Origin of the sequence: Tardiphaga robiniae (genome assembly GCF_001618955.1) — a bacterium.
In the GTDB taxonomy this organism is placed as follows: Bacteria; Pseudomonadota; Alphaproteobacteria; order Rhizobiales; family Xanthobacteraceae; genus Tardiphaga; species Tardiphaga robiniae_A.
The window spans coordinates 274,159-288,490 of the sequence record NZ_LVYV01000012.1 but is presented as its reverse complement, the minus strand read 5'-3'; the positions used below and the strand labels follow the sequence as shown (position 1 = coordinate 288,490).

The following is a 14,332-nucleotide window of genomic DNA, read 5'->3' as shown; positions in this document are numbered from 1 at the left end:
GCATGATCATCGAGTTCTTTGGCCCGGCAGCCGCAGGAAAGACCACCTTCGCCCACGCGCTGTGCAAGCGGCTCAACGAGCGCGGCCATCATGCGAATGTTGTGCTCAGCTACCGACCGGGAGCTCAGTTGTCATCGCCCGATCCAGGGGGAGGCATGCCTGCCTTTCGACGCATCGTCCGCGGAATCATTGAAATCGCTTCAATGGCCGCTCGACCTATCGCCAGCAAGAGCGAATTCGACCTGACGTTAAATTTGGTACGGGCACTCCCGCCAAGAAGTGTGGTCTGGTTCGTCAGGCTCAGCCAGTATGTCCTGCGTTTATGTCGCTATTGGGAACTGTCGAGGGAGTCGGCTGAGATCGTTATATTCGATCAGGCTTTTGTTCAGGTGACCTGCGCCCTTGCCTTATACAATGAGCACGCCAGCGACGCTTCCATTCTGCAAGCGCTTGGACTCGTCCCGAAGGCCGATCTGATCATTCGCCTCGATGCACCTCTGGAAATGCTTGAGGCACGTTTGCGCGAACGGCTGCGTCTCGAGTCGCCTGCGGAGCGGATCCTTGAGGCGAATGTTGAGAAAAATCTTGCCGCGATTCCCATCGTCGATCGCGTTGATCGCTTGCTTCGCATGCATGGTGCGTCTTCGCGTTTCTGCTCCCTGGACCAGCCCTCGCTTTGCGAGGCGCTCGATAAGGCCGAAGCGATGATCCTGCGATTGAGAGACCGAAACGCCGGGCGAGATCCGGTCCCGATCGATATCGCGCTTGGGCGCCAGCACAGCACAACGACGACCAGCGAACCTGTTGCGCAGCCGTAATACGAATTCGGCCAACGCGCGGACTCCCGCTTTTGGCACAAAACGGACCAACCGGGTCAGTCTGACGATGTCCGTTGTTCGTATCAATTCAGACATCCGTCACGGCAACGAACAGACTTCAGATCGACTCCCTTCACGCCTGCAAGCCCGATAGACCCAAGGCGCAACGTGCTGAGATAAGTGGTCGGTTAACCATATGAAGTTGGGCCAATAGATCGCGCTTAGCGACGCGGTCAAAGCGGGCGCGGACCTCCCCCCCCCTTAAAACAAGCCCTTTTTCACGCCCTCCCCACCTATCCCCCGCAAAACCCTTGGGAAAAGCGGGGTTCCGCGGTTGCGCAGCTGCCCTCGTCTCGCCATTGTCCGGGCCAATGAGAGCCGCGACCAGCGAGTCTCCGTCCGCGCGGCAGCTGCATTTATGCTATTGTTCGTGCTGGGGGATTCGCGATTCTCGGGGCTGTTCGGCTAACCTAGAGTACCGTATCCATGAAACTCACGCGCCTGCGCCTGCACGGATTCAAGTCGTTCGTCGAACCGACCGACTTCATGATCGAGCCCGGTCTGACCGGCGTTGTCGGCCCGAACGGCTGCGGCAAGTCCAATCTGGTGGAAGCGCTGCGCTGGGCGATGGGCGAAACCTCGCACAAGTCGCTGCGCGCCGCCGACATGGACGCGGTGATCTTCGCCGGCTCCGGCAACCGCGCCTCGCGCAACCACGCCGAAGTGGTGATGACGATCGACAATACCGATCGCACCGCGCCGGCCATGGTCAATGACGCCGAAATCCTCGAAATCTCCCGCCGCATCGAGCGCGAAGCCGGGTCGCAATACCGCATCAACGGCCGCGACGTCCGCGCCCGCGACGTGCAGATCCTGTTTGCCGACGCCGCCACCGGCGCGCGTTCGCCCGCCCTCGTCCACCAGGGCAAGATCGGCGAAATCATCCAGGCCAAGCCCGAGCAGCGCCGCCGCGTGCTGGAAGACGCCGCCGGCGTCGCCGGTCTGCATGCGCGCCGCCACGAGGCCGAACTGCGCCTGAAGGCCGCCGAAACCAACCTCACCCGCGTCGAGGACGTGATCGGTCAGCTCTCGGGCCAGATGGAAGGCCTGAAGAAGCAGGCCCGCCAGGCGATCCGCTACCGCGAAGTCGCCGGCAAGGTGCGCAAGGCCGAGGCCATGCTGTTCCATCTGCGCTGGCTGCAGGCGCATCAGGACAATGCCGAAGCCGCAACGCTGCACGGCCAATATGTGCTCGATCTCGCCGAACGCACCCGCGAACAGGGCGAAGCCGCCCGCATCCAGGCGATCCGTGCCAATGAGCTGCCCGCACTGCGCGAGGCGGAAGCCTTCGCCGCCGCCGGACTGCAGCGCCTGACCAATACCCGCGACCTGCTCGACCGCGAGGAAGAGCGCGCCAAGGAGCGCGCCACCGAGCTCGACCGTCGCCTGACGCAGTTCGAGAGCGATGTCGCGCGCGAGATGAAGCAGTCGGAAGACGCTGAATTCGCGCTGCTCCGTCTCGAAGAAGAAGACGCGATGCTCAAGGAAGAGATCATGCAGCGCGTCGAGCTGCGTGGCGGTGTCGACGATCGCGTGTCGGAAGCCGAGGCCGTGCTGGCCGCCGCCGAGCGCACCTTCACCGAACTCACCACCGCGCATGCGGACATGACGGCCAAGCGCAACCAGCTGCAGTCCAACGTCCGCAGCCAGGCCGATCGCCTGGCGCGTCTGGGCCAGGAAATCGCCAGCGTCGAGGCCGAGATCGAGGCGCTGACGGCGCAGACATCGGGCTTCGGCGATCTCGATGAGCTTGCAGCCCTGATGGAGACCTCGCAGGAAATCCTGCTGCAGGCCGAAGGCAGCGTGGCCGACAACGAAGCCGCCCATATCGCCGCCCGGCAGACGCTGGAAGCCTCGCGCGCTCCGCTCAATGACGCCGACCGGAAGGTGCAGCGGCTCGAGACCGAAGCCCGCACGATTTCGAAGATCCTGAACGGCGAAACCAAGAACCTGTGGCCGCCGATCATCGACGGCGTCAGCGTCACCAAGGGCTACGAAAAGGCGCTCGGCGCCGTGCTCGGCGACGATCTCGACGCGCCCGTCGATCCCTCGGCGCCGATGCGCTGGACCAATGCCGGCGATCACGCCAACGATCCCGTCCTGCCCGCCGGCGTCGAGTCGCTGGCCTCGCATGTCAATGCGCCGGCTGAGTTGCAGCGCCGCCTCAAGCAGATCGGCGTCGTTTCCAAGGATCAGGGCGCAGCGCTCGTGTCGCAACTGCAGACCGGCCAGCGGCTGGTGTCGCTGGAAGGCGACGTCTGGCGCTGGGACGGTTTCGTCGCCGGCGCGCATGCGCCCACCGGCGCCGCGCGCCGTCTCGCCGAACGCGCCCGCCTGACCGATATCGAAGCCGATCTGGAAAACGCCAGGATCGACGCGTCAGCCAAGCGCGAAGCGCTGGAAAGCGCCGAGCAGGCATTGAAGACTGCGGCCTCGGCCGAAGGCGCATCGCGCGACGCGCTGCGCAACGCACGCCGCGACATCGACCAGGCGCGCGAGCGCCATGCCAATGCCGAGCGTGAGATCAACCGTCACGCGGCCCGCCGCGCGACGCTGACCGAAGCGCAGTCGCGCCTCTCAAACGATCGCATGGAGGCGGAAGCCGCCCATGAGAGCGCACATGCCGCGCTGGAACATCTGCCGGAGAGCTCCGACGCCGAAGCCCAACTCGCCAGCGTGCGCGGCGAGATCGAAGGTCATCGCCGCGGCGCCGCGCAGGTCCGCGCCGAATCGCAGGCGCTGGCCCGCGAGGCTGAACTCGCCGACCGCCGCCTGCAGGCGATCATCGCCGAGCGCACCGACTGGGCCAACCGCAAGACCTCCGCCGCATCGCAGATCGAAACCGTCGCCGCGCGCGTCGCCGAAGTGACGCGCGAGCGCGCCGAACTCGAAGACGCCCCGGCGATCTATCTGCAGAAGCGCCGCGCGCTGATCTCGGAAGTCGAGAGCGCCGAACAGGCCCGTCAGCTCGCCGCCAATGCGCTGGCCTCGGCAGAGAACGCCATGCGCGAGACCGACCGCGACGCCCGCGGCTCGCTGGAAGCGCTCTCCGCCGCCCGCGAAGCCTGCGCCCGCACCGAAGAGCGCATGGAAAGCGGCAAGCGCCGCCTGGAAGACATCGAGCGCGAAATCCGCGACATGCTCGAAGTCGAGCCGGAAGGCGTCGCGGCGCTGGCCGAAGTCCGCCAGGACGACACGCTGCCGCCGCTGGCCGATATCGAAGCCGACCTGGAAAAGCTGCGCCGCGATCGCGAGCGTCTCGGTGCCGTCAACCTGCGCGCCGAGGAAGAGCTCAACGAAGTCGAAGGCACGCACAATGGTTTGGCCACCGAGCGCGACGACCTCGTCGAAGCCATCAAGAAGCTGCGCACCGGCATCCAGAGCCTGAACAAGGAAGCCCGCGAACGGCTGATGACCTCGTTCGACATCGTCAACGGCCACTTCAAGCGCATGTTCGTCGAACTGTTCGGCGGCGGCGAAGCCGAGCTGAAGCTGATCGAGAGCGACGATCCGCTCGAGGCCGGTCTCGAAATCGTCGCCAAGCCACCCGGCAAGAAGCCGCAGACCCTGTCGCTGCTGTCCGGCGGCGAGCAGGCCCTGACCGCGCTGGCGCTGATCTTCGCGGTGTTCCTGACCAACCCGTCGCCGATCTGCGTGCTGGACGAAGTCGACGCGCCGCTCGACGACCACAACGTGGAGCGCTTCTGCAGCCTGCTGCATGAAATGTGCGCCTCGACCGAAACGCGCTTCATCACCATCACGCACAACCCGATCACGATGGCGCGCATGCACCGCCTGTACGGCGTCACCATGGCGGAACGCGGCGTGTCGCAGCTGGTCTCCGTGGATCTCGAAAACGCGGTGAAGATCCTCGATCAGGAAGTGGCGTAAGCTTCCTTTCCCCTCTCCCCTTGCGGGAGAGGGTGCCTGAGCGAAGCGAAGGCGGGAGAGGGGTGTACAGAGCTCGGAGTTTGTGGTTACCCCTCTCCCGTCTCGAACGTGCTACGCACGTTCGATCCACCCTCTCCCGCCTAGCGAAGCTTCGCTTCGCGGGGGAGAGGGGAAGAAAGCAAGCGCGTCCAGCATGACCGCCCCCGATCTCCCCGCCGAACTCACCGCCGCTCTCAACGCGCGCCTGCACGGCTTCTCGCGCAACGACGCAGCAGCGCGATCCGACGCAATCTCGAAGACATATCGCTCCGGCGGCGGCTCCACGACCATCCGCAACGAGACCGACGCGCTGGCCTATGCGCTGGCACGGATGCCGGCGACCTATGCGGCTGTGATCGCCAGCCTCAATGCGCTGCAGGAGACACGACCGGACTTCGCACCGACCACGCTACTCGATTGCGGCGCCGGGCCGGGAACGGCGACATGGGCCTGCGCCGAAGCCTTCGCGTCGCTCGCTTCGTTCACACTGCTCGATGCCAATCCCGCGTTGCGCACGCTTGCGCTTGGTCTGGCAGAGGACAGCCACCGCATCCCCGCGCTGCGTTACGAGCTCGGCGATGCCGCCGCGACAATCGCCGATGCCCCATCCGCCGATCTCGTCATCGCGAGCTACGTCATCAATGAACTCAACGATGCCGCGCGGACAAAACTCGTCGCGGCGATGTGGACGAAGACGAATGATACGCTGCTCATCGTTGAGCCCGGCACACCCTCAGGCTATCAACGCATCCTCGACGCCCGTGCGCAGCTTATCAACGCTGGCGCACATGTGATCGCGCCCTGCCCGCATGACAATGCATGTCCGCTGGTGAAGCCCGACTGGTGCCACTTCAGCCAGCGGCTGCAGCGCTCCCGAGTCCATAAACAACTCAAATCTGCAGAACTTCCCTATGAGGACGAAAAATTTATCTATGTCGCGCTGTCGCGTGCGCCTGTCGCGCAGCGGCCGTCGCGCGTGCTGACGCAACCGGTAACGACAAAGATCGAAATCACGGCAAAACTCTGCACAAATGTAGGCGTTATCGCCGCAAACGCACCACGCCGCGACAAGGCGAAGTATGCAAAGTTCCGCAAGCTCGACTGGGGCGATGCGGTTTTCGATTCATCGGAATCATCCGCGGAATAATTCTCTACAGATGGCGTTTGTTCTCCTGACGCGACTGCGTCGCAATTCATCAGGAGTAACGCTGCAATGACCAAATCATTCGCCGCCCTCGCGGCTCTGACTCTCATGCTTGCCTCAAGCGCCGCCTCAGCACAGATGCTGAAGACCGCCGACACCGCGAAAGGCAAGACCTTCGTCGATGCCAAGGGCATGACGCTCTATACCTTCGATAAGGACGCCGGCGGCAAGTCGATGTGCAACGGCCCCTGCGCCGAAAACTGGCCGCCGCTGTTCGCGATGGACGATGCCAAGCCGAGTGCCGACATGACCATCGTGGTGCGCGACGATGGCAAGAAGATGTGGGCCTATAAGGGCAAGCCGCTCTACACCTTCAAGAAGGACACGGCCGCCGGCGACACCAATGGCGACGGCTTCCTGAACGGCACCTGGCATATTGCGAAGCCGTAAGGTGCTTCTTGTTTCCCCTCTCCCCCGAACGGAGCGTAGCGACGTTTGGCGGGAGAGGGTGGATCGAACACGCGAAGCGGGTTCGAGACGGGAGAGGGGGCGCCATAAGCAAGGCCCTCTCCCGCCTTCGCTCCGCGAAGGCACCCTCTCCCGCGGCGCGCAGCTTCGCTGCGCTGGGGGAGAGGGGAAGAAAGATCAGAATGAATGCCGGATGCGGCCCATCACTTGATGCGCGACGGCGTCATTGCTGCCGACGATCGCATCATAGTTCACCGACAGCACCGTGAGCGGCGCGAGCTTGCCCGACACGCCGGCACCGATCACACCGCGATCGCGCAGCGCGCTGCCGGTCGCGGTGATGAACGAGCCCGGCAATGTCGTATCGGCGAAGCTCGCATTGATGCCGCGCACGCCGTCGCTGAATTCATGCAGCCAGGCCAGCCGCAATTCCGGCGTCAGCACACCGCCATTCAGCGCGTAGTCATAGGCGAAGCGTGCGCCGACGCTGGAGCGTAGCGATTCCGAACTGTCCGAGCCGACCACGAGGGCCGCCGCACCGCCGCGTTCGGCGAAGCCGTCGGTCATCACCCGCGTATATTGCAGGCCGATCTCTGGTGTGACAACCCAGCCGCTGACGCGCAGATCGGTGCCCACCGTGCCGCGGATCGAATAATGATCGCCGCTGAACGCCGCGGTGTTCGTCGTGCCGACCGCCACGCGCGTGGTGTCGTAGTCGCTGAAGCCATAGAGGCCCATGGCGGTCGCGAACCAGCCGGGCGCCTGGTAGGTGCCATAGCCGCCGATGGTCCCGGTCGAGATCTTGGTGTGGCTGCCGACATCATCGATATCGCCGCGGGTCAGCGCGTAGCCACCGAACACGCCGGCGACGATGCTGTCCGTGATGCGCCGGTCGTAGCCGGCGAGCACGTTGACCGTGTTCGACTTGAAGCCCGGTGCGTCAGTTCGTGCGCCTTCGCGGGCGAAGCTCGCGCCCGACGTGATGAACAGGCCCTGTTCGGCAGCGACGGCGACCGGACGCAGACCCGGCAGAGCCTTGGTCACCGGCGCATAGGCCATCGCATCGGCTGCATTGGCGCCCCAGCCGGCATCGGCCAGCGCAGAACTTGCGCTGCCAGGGAACGCCGTCACCGCGGCCAGCGCACGATCCGCACTGAAATTCTTGTCGAACATGCCGCCGTCGAACATCGCCAGCGCGTTACCCACACCGGACATGTCGGTGCCGAGGCCGCCGAGGCGGTTCTGCGTCAGGTGCTGGCCGACCAGCGAGGTCGTCTGGAACGCGTCATTCATGGTCATGCGGCCGAGGCCCTGATAGGCCGCGGGCGTGAGCTGCGCCAGCGCCGCGCCGACATCTGCCGAGCTGGCAACGCTGTCGAGCAGATTGACCACCGAACTGCTGGTGGCGCTGGCCGGCAGATTGTCGAACAGCGAGGCGACGCCCAACGAACCCGCGCCGGCAAAGGACGCGAACGAAGACGACGTTCCGGTGATCACCTCGAACGAGGTGTAGAGTGTACCGCCGATATTCACGGTCTGGCCGGCCTGCAGCGCAGCGCGCTTGGCGTCGGTGAGGCCCGCCTTGTTGTAGTTCAGCGTATCCGTGCCGACCCCGCCATCGACCAGACCGACGATGCGTGAGCCCTTCATGACGTTGACGGTGTCGTTGCCGCCTTCCATGTTCACGGCGCGACCGGTATTGCCGATGATGGTGCCGTAATTGGTCAGCACGTCGGCGCCTTCGCCCATCTGGATCGCGGAGCCATCGCCGCGGATGAAGCGGGCCGAGCCGGTGCCGGTATAGGTGACGCCGTTGAGGGTGCCGACGGAATTGGTGTCGACGGCACCGCTCTTCAGCAACACCACAGCGTTGGGATCAGGGATCGTGCCATTGCCGATAATCGTGCCGCGATTGACGATCGTATCGTTGTCGATCGCCGTACCGGTCTTGTTTTCCAGCCGGATCGCGAAACCGTTCAGGCCGACGATCGTGCCGCCGGCATTGTTGGTGATGGTGGTAGCGTCGACGCCACTGCGCGATACGACCGAATCATTATTGACGACGATGCCGTAATTCGCACCGCTGATTGTCCCGAAGTTGGTGATCGTGCCACCGCCGATCGAGATGCCCTCGCTGGCATTGGCGCGACCACCACTATCGAATCCGCCAGCACCGGTACCTTCGATGATCCCGTAATTGACAACAGTGCCTGCCAAATCGAGATCGACGCCATCGCCGTCGCCATCGACCGACGCAACTCCGGCGTTCGTAAAGATATTCCCGACGCCCGCATAGGTGCCGGTGATGCGGCCGTAGTTGGTGACGGTACCGGTGCCGTCGGAGCCCACGCCGGAGCCATTGCGTCCGAGGATCGTGCCGCCGGCATAGTTGACGACCATAATATCGGTGTCCGCGGTGATGCCGTGCCGCGCGCCAGAGATTAGCGCGCCGGCATAATTGTTGACGACGACGCCGGTCCGCGAATTATCGATGCCATCGGCCGAACCGCTCGATGTGTTGGTGCCGTAGCTGCGGATGATCCCGTAGTTCTCGACAATCGTGCCTTGGCCGGTACGGATCGCGTCGTCGGTGAGAGCTTCGATCACGCCAGTGGCGCGGTTGATGATGGTCGAGGACACCCCTGTCGCCGCAATGGCCCGCAGGTCGAGCGCCTGTCCCAAGCCAGTATATCCGGTGCCACCGGCCTGAATCAGACCCGCATTGTCGATCATGACAATGCTGCCAGCGCTGAGCGCCGTGTTGATCCGGAGAGCATCGTTCTGCGAGGCCCGCAGAATCGCACCGATGTTGTTGAGGAAGGTGATGACCCGGCTGGTGCCGCCACCGGTCATATCTATCGCACGGCCTGTGCTGGTGTTCTCGATGATACCCGAGTTGGTGACGACGATGCTGGTGCCGGTCAGGCCGATATTCGCAGTGCCGGAGGTGGAGCGCAGCGTCCCGCCCGCCGCCACCGTGCCGGTCTCACCGTCCGCCAAGGTCTTCGTGGCCGTATCGGTTGTGCCGGCTGGCACTGTGAATGTCGTCGCTTCCGCCGCCATCGGCGCCACCAGCGCCGCCACGACCACACCCATCGCAAGCCGGCTCGCGCCGTTACGCCATTCCAACATCAGAAATCCCCAGCCTCAAAAGTTAGGGTTTCATTAGGTTTAGCGGATGACGGCTGGATGACGGATAGCGCACCGGCGCTAACCCGCAGGCGTCACGTACAAGACTCTCGCAGACTGATGCACAACTGCAACGAAGTATGCCGGGGATAGTATCCCTAGGATTGCAGCGCTGACTTTCTTCTCGTCATCAGCAGGAAGGCGTGGGGGCAACGCCGGTCATTGGCCAGGCCTCGCCACCTTGAACGTATTCCACCCTCGCCGCGACCAATCCGTGCCGCAACTGCCTGCGGCCCCTGCTCTGCGGCCGCATGATCGGCTAGGCTTTGGGTTTGATGGTTTCTTTGGGGGTTCTTACATGTCGACCGGCTGGATCGTTCTTGGCGTCATCGTTGTCCTGATTGTCCTGGCATTTGCCGCCTACAACCGGCTGGTGGCGCTGAGCCAGCGGGTCAACCAGTCCTTTGCCGATATCGATGTGCAGCTCAAGCAGCGCCACGACCTGATCCCGAACCTGATCGAAACCGTGAAGGGCTATGCCGCGCATGAGCGCGGCACCCTCGACGACGTCATCAAGGCGCGCAATTCGGCGATGAACGCACAGGGCCCGGCGCAGGTCGGCGCGGCGGAAAACCAGCTCTCTGGCGCGCTCGGCCGGCTGATCGCGCTGTCCGAGGCCTATCCGGACCTCAAGGCCAATACGAACTTCCAGCAGCTGCAGACCGAGCTCTCGGACATCGAGAACAAGATCGCCGCCTCGCGCCGGTTCTTCAACAATGCCGTGTCCGAATACAACACCGGCATCCAGCAGATGCCCGCGGCTCTGTTCGCCGGAACCTTCGGCTTCCACCCGAAGGAGTTCTTCGATCTCGGCGAGACCCGCAAGGAGGTCGAAGCCGTGCCGCAGGTCAAGTTCTGATCACGGCCTGAACCGAGCAGCGCATCATGGCCGCCTATGGTCTCTATACGCATATCGCCTCGAACAAGACGCGTTCGATGCTGCTGCTCGCAGGATTATTCCTGCTAATCTATGTGATGGTGTTCGCCGGCGCGCTGATCGGCGAGGTGGTGGTCAACAGCAATGGCTCGGTTGCGTATTACATCAACGCCGCAACGCGCGACCTGATCAAGGCGCTTCCCTTCGCCACTATCGGCGCAGTGTTGTGGATCGTCATCGCCTATTTCGGTCATCAAAAGATGATCGATAGCATCACCGGTAGCGAAAGCGTGACGCGGCAGGAGCAGCCGCGGCTCTATAATCTCCTTGAGAATCTCTGCATCTCACGCGGCATTCCGATGCCGAAGCTCAAGGTGATGGACTCTGATGCGCTGAACGCCTTCGCCACCGGCCTGAACCCCAGGCAATATTCTGTCACGGTCACGACGGGCCTCCTGCGCGCGCTCAACGATGACGAGATGGAAGCGGTGCTCGGCCACGAGCTGACGCATATCCGCAACGGCGACGTGCAGTTGATGGTAGTCGCCGTCATCATCGCCGGCGTGGTCGGCTTCGCGGCCGAACTGTTCTTCCGGATATTCATCAATTCCGGTTTCCGCTTCGGCGGCAGCCCTTCACGCTCGTCGTCCTCGAGCGACAACAACAAAGGTTCCGGCGGCGGTGCAGTCATTGTCATCATCATCGCTGTGGCACTGATCGCGCTGGCCTGGGCGCTGTCGCTGGTGGTGCGCTTCGCGCTGTCGCGCTCGCGCGAACTACTGGCCGATGCGGGTTCGGTGGAGCTGACCAAGAATCCCGACGCCATGATCTCGGCGCTGCGCAAGATCGAGAACCGCGGCGAACTGCCCGGCGCGACATCGGCCGTGATGGAGATGTGCATCGACAATCCCCGCGAGGGTTTTGCCGATCTGTTCGCGACGCATCCGTCGGTGGATTCGCGGGTCGCGGCACTGGTGAAATTCGCCGGAGGACACGATCCCGGCCGGATGGCACTGCCGTCCGATACGGACGCAGCAGAGGTTTCAAACGGCACGGAGACGCCGCCGCTGCCGCCGAGGTCCGGTCCATGGAGCAACGGCAAATCGCTTGCAGGCAGCGCGCAGGAGCCGCTACGGGGCCCCTGGAGTCGCCACGCCTAGCTTGCTTAGTTGGTGGATTTACGCAGTTCGAGCGCTTCGGTCTTTTCAGGCTCCGGCGTCTTGGCAATTTCCTTGGCCGGCTCGGACTTGATCGATCCGACGGCGTCGATCTTGCTGCTCTCGACGCGCGGGGTCGAGACGCGGGTCACCGTATTGTCGGCACCAGCGGAAGCATCGGCCGAACGGGTGGTGGACGGCGCGCGCAGCGAGCGCGGGGCCGACAGCGAACGCGCCATCAGCATCTGGCCCCGGCCGCCCTGGTGGCGGAAATCGCAATAGGCGAAGCCCATGCCGGAGACCGAGCCACGGAAGCTGCGTTCGTCATTCTTGTTGAGATTGAAACACGGCTCGAACGGGATGCCCTTGATCGAGGCGCAGATGGCTTCGCCGCGGACCTGAAGCGTATTGCCCGGCAGGCGCATGTTACGCGCCGGACCGGAGCCCGAAAACTGCACCGCGCCCGCCGCACCGCCATCGTCGAACACGCGGTCTGCGCCGCGGGTGCCGTCGAAACAGGTAAAGGCAAAGACTTTGCCGGCAACAAACTTGCGGGCCTCTTCGGCCGTCATCGACCCAGCCAGCGCGGGGGTCGCCACCGTGGCGGCAAGCACCGCTCCCAACACATAACGCGCAACCATAGGATACTCCGAACAACCGAGCGCGGATGACCGCCTGATGTCTTTACCCGCTGCTTACCATACCAACCGTGGCAACAATGGAGCAGGTTGGTTGGTAAAGTCTGAACGTCGTTAGCCGATCTTTACCACGATTCGCCCGCGCACCTGCCCGGCCAGCACCTTGGCGCCGGCGTCGATCACCTGGTCCAGCGAAATTTCCTGAGTGATTTCAGCGAGTTTTGTGTGATCCAGATCCGTCGCCAACCTCGCCCAGGCCTGCTGTCGCAGCTCGATCGGGCACATGACAGAATCGATGCCGAGAAGACACACGCCGCGTAAAATGAAGGGTGCAACCGAAGATGGCAGGTCCATGCCGGCCGCGAGACCGCAGGCCGCGATGGCGCCGCGATACTTCGTCATCGACAGGAGATTCGCCAGGGTGGTCGAACCGACGCTGTCGATGCCGCCGGCCCAGCGCTCCTTGGCCAGCGGCTTGGCCGGTCCCGAGAGTTCGTTGCGGTCGATGATCTCGCTGGCGCCGAGGCCCTTGAGATAACCCTCCTCCGAGGTCCGGCCGGTCGAGGCGATGACCTGGTAACCGAGCTTCGACAGCACGGCGATCGCCACCGAGCCGACGCCGCCGGCGGCGCCCGTCACGACGATTGGGCCATCGGCGGGCTTCAGCCCGTGCTTCTCCAGCGCCAGCACGCTAAGCATCGCGGTGTAACCGGCGGTGCCGACCGCCATGGCATCGCGGGTGGTCATGCCGTCCGGCAGCCGCACCAGCCAGTCGCCTTTCACTCGGGTCTTTTCGGCATAGGCGCCGAGATGGGTTTCGCCCATGCCCCAGCCATTGCCGATGACCTTATCGCCGGGCTTCCAGTTCGGATTGGACGAGACTTCCACCGTGCCGGCAAAGTCGATGCCGGCGATCATCGGGAATCGGCGCACCACCGGCGCCTTGCCGGTGACGGCGAGGCCGTCCTTGTAATTCACCGTGGACCATTCGACCCGCACGGTGACGTCGCCGTCCATCAATTCGGATTCATCGAACTGCGTCAGCGCAACCGTGGTGCCTTTGTCAGCCTTGTCGATGCGGACAGCCTTGAACGTTCCCAACACGCTTCTCCCGAATTTTGCTTGTGATTTCTGCTGCCGAATTATGCCGTGCCGTGGCGGGAAACGCCACCCGCACCAGGCGGTCAGGAGCCTTGCAGCCCTGCCCGGCCGTACGGCATAACGCGGTGTTGCGGCGATCAGGCGGCCAGTTGCCGGGTCGCCGCGATATTGGCGATGGTCGCTGCACAGGCCGTCGCCGCCTCGGTGCCCTTCACGACGAAATGCTCGCGGAAGAACCTGACGTGTTCGGCATGTTCGTGGAAATGCTGCGGCGTCAGCACCGCCGAGATCACCGGCACATCGCTGTCGAGCTGCACCCGCATCAACCCGTTGATCACCGCCTCAGAGACGAATTCATGGCGATAGATGCCACCGTCCACGATGAGCCCGGTGGCGACGATCGCGACATAGCGCCCGGTGCGCGCCAGCAATTTCGCCTGCAACGGAATTTCGAAGGCGCCGGGCACTTCGAAGACATCGATCTGACTGTCAGGCACACCATGCCGTGCAAGTTCGGCGACAAAACCGACACGGCATTGATCGACGATGTCCTTGTGCCAGCACGACTGGATGAAGGCGATTCGCCCGGTCGCTGGTGCAGAGTTGAGGGAAGAGGAGGCTTTGAATTTCATCACAGGCTGATTCATGGATGCTCTCGCGGTTTGAGACCAGAATCAGGACGTACGGTCACACGCCGAGCATCCGCCTAGGCGGATTCCCTGCGCATACCCGTTCTCTTTCATCCGGACTATGACCGTCGGCTCCGGCATCGCACCGGATCTGCTGACCCTGACGGCGTGAACCGTCAGGCGCTCGCGGGCTCCTGAGCTTGCGCTCAATTACCGCCGGTGGGGATTTTCACCCCGCCCTGAGAACGAAGCCGCCCCGATCGGAGCGGCAAAGATCAATTTTTATCGCTGAAGGTCAGCGAGTCAACGCCGGAGAATGCA

At 63.7% G+C, this 14,332-nt stretch carries 10 protein-coding genes and 1 riboswitch; of the genes, 6 read left to right on the top strand and 4 right to left on the bottom strand.

Annotation, left to right across the window (positions count from 1 at the left end; genetic code table 11):
• Positions 1 to 2 precede the first annotated feature (2 nt).
• The 4 genes from A4A58_RS14560 to A4A58_RS14545 all read left to right on the top strand — a co-directional run bounded on the left by A4A58_RS14560 (position 3) and on the right by A4A58_RS14545 (position 6,402).
• On the top strand, positions 3 to 818 hold the full coding sequence (locus tag A4A58_RS14560) for a hypothetical protein (protein ID WP_139069859.1): 816 nt from the start codon (positions 3 to 5) through the stop codon (positions 816 to 818).
• Between the two features lie 486 nt (positions 819 to 1,304).
• Positions 1,305 to 4,769, top strand: coding sequence for a chromosome segregation protein SMC (smc, locus tag A4A58_RS14555; RefSeq protein ID WP_068733196.1), 3,465 nt, complete (start codon positions 1,305 to 1,307; stop codon positions 4,767 to 4,769).
• 193 nt (positions 4,770 to 4,962) lie between these two features.
• Entirely contained in the window at positions 4,963 to 5,955 is a 993-nt protein-coding gene (locus A4A58_RS14550) for a small ribosomal subunit Rsm22 family protein (protein WP_068733194.1), read from the top strand.
• Positions 5,956 to 6,021: 66 nt separating this feature from the next.
• Positions 6,022 to 6,402 carry a COG4315 family predicted lipoprotein gene (locus A4A58_RS14545; RefSeq protein WP_068733192.1) on the top strand — a complete coding sequence of 127 codons (381 nt, stop codon included), beginning with the start codon at positions 6,022 to 6,024 and terminating at the stop codon, positions 6,400 to 6,402.
• Between the two features lie 195 nt (positions 6,403 to 6,597).
• On the opposite strand, the gene A4A58_RS14540 is transcribed toward A4A58_RS14545, so the two are convergent.
• Complete coding sequence (locus tag A4A58_RS14540) at positions 6,598 to 9,552, bottom strand: autotransporter domain-containing protein (RefSeq protein ID WP_068733190.1); 2,955 nt, start codon at positions 9,550 to 9,552, stop codon at positions 6,598 to 6,600.
• Positions 9,553 to 9,907: 355 nt separating this feature from the next.
• Here A4A58_RS14540 and A4A58_RS14535 point away from each other — a divergent pair, with 355 nt between their 5' ends.
• Both A4A58_RS14535 and A4A58_RS14530 read left to right on the top strand, forming a co-directional pair.
• Positions 9,908 to 10,468, top strand: a complete 561-nt coding sequence (locus A4A58_RS14535; RefSeq protein ID WP_068733188.1) for a LemA family protein — start codon at positions 9,908 to 9,910, stop codon at positions 10,466 to 10,468.
• A gap of 26 nt (positions 10,469 to 10,494) precedes the next feature.
• Positions 10,495 to 11,646, top strand: coding sequence for a M48 family metallopeptidase (locus A4A58_RS14530; RefSeq protein ID WP_068733186.1), 1,152 nt, complete (start codon positions 10,495 to 10,497; stop codon positions 11,644 to 11,646).
• Between the two features lie 5 nt (positions 11,647 to 11,651).
• Here the strand turns inward: A4A58_RS14530 and A4A58_RS14525 are convergent, their stop codons facing one another.
• The 3 genes from A4A58_RS14525 to A4A58_RS14515 form a co-directional block, all read right to left on the bottom strand.
• On the bottom strand, positions 11,652 to 12,284 hold the full coding sequence (locus A4A58_RS14525; protein WP_068733184.1) for a hypothetical protein: 633 nt from the start codon (positions 12,282 to 12,284) through the stop codon (positions 11,652 to 11,654).
• A gap of 111 nt (positions 12,285 to 12,395) precedes the next feature.
• Positions 12,396 to 13,382, bottom strand: coding sequence for an acrylyl-CoA reductase (NADPH) (gene acuI, locus A4A58_RS14520; RefSeq protein WP_068733182.1), 987 nt, complete (start codon positions 13,380 to 13,382; stop codon positions 12,396 to 12,398).
• 137 nt (positions 13,383 to 13,519) lie between these two features.
• Positions 13,520 to 14,014, bottom strand: a complete 495-nt coding sequence (locus tag A4A58_RS14515) for a 6,7-dimethyl-8-ribityllumazine synthase (RefSeq protein ID WP_068733738.1) — start codon at positions 14,012 to 14,014, stop codon at positions 13,520 to 13,522.
• A 95-nt stretch (positions 14,015 to 14,109) separates the two neighbouring features.
• A riboswitch (FMN riboswitch) is annotated at positions 14,110 to 14,262 on the bottom strand.
• Positions 14,263 to 14,332: the final 70 nt, after the last annotated feature.

Coding starts and splice junctions, on each gene's coding strand:
- A4A58_RS14515 (WP_068733738.1), bottom strand. CDS start 14,014: ATGAAATTCAAAGCCTCCTCTTCCCTCAACTCTGCACCAGCGACCGGG.
- A4A58_RS14530 (WP_068733186.1), top strand. CDS start 10,495: ATGGCCGCCTATGGTCTCTATACGCATATCGCCTCGAACAAGACGCGT.
- A4A58_RS14540 (WP_068733190.1), bottom strand. CDS start 9,552: ATGTTGGAATGGCGTAACGGCGCGAGCCGGCTTGCGATGGGTGTGGTC.
- A4A58_RS14550 (WP_068733194.1), top strand. CDS start 4,963: ATGACCGCCCCCGATCTCCCCGCCGAACTCACCGCCGCTCTCAACGCG.
- A4A58_RS14535 (WP_068733188.1), top strand. CDS start 9,908: ATGTCGACCGGCTGGATCGTTCTTGGCGTCATCGTTGTCCTGATTGTC.
- A4A58_RS14525 (WP_068733184.1), bottom strand. CDS start 12,284: ATGGTTGCGCGTTATGTGTTGGGAGCGGTGCTTGCCGCCACGGTGGCG.
- smc (WP_068733196.1), top strand. CDS start 1,305: ATGAAACTCACGCGCCTGCGCCTGCACGGATTCAAGTCGTTCGTCGAA.
- A4A58_RS14560 (WP_139069859.1), top strand. CDS start 3: ATGATCATCGAGTTCTTTGGCCCGGCAGCCGCAGGAAAGACCACCTTC.
- A4A58_RS14545 (WP_068733192.1), top strand. CDS start 6,022: ATGACCAAATCATTCGCCGCCCTCGCGGCTCTGACTCTCATGCTTGCC.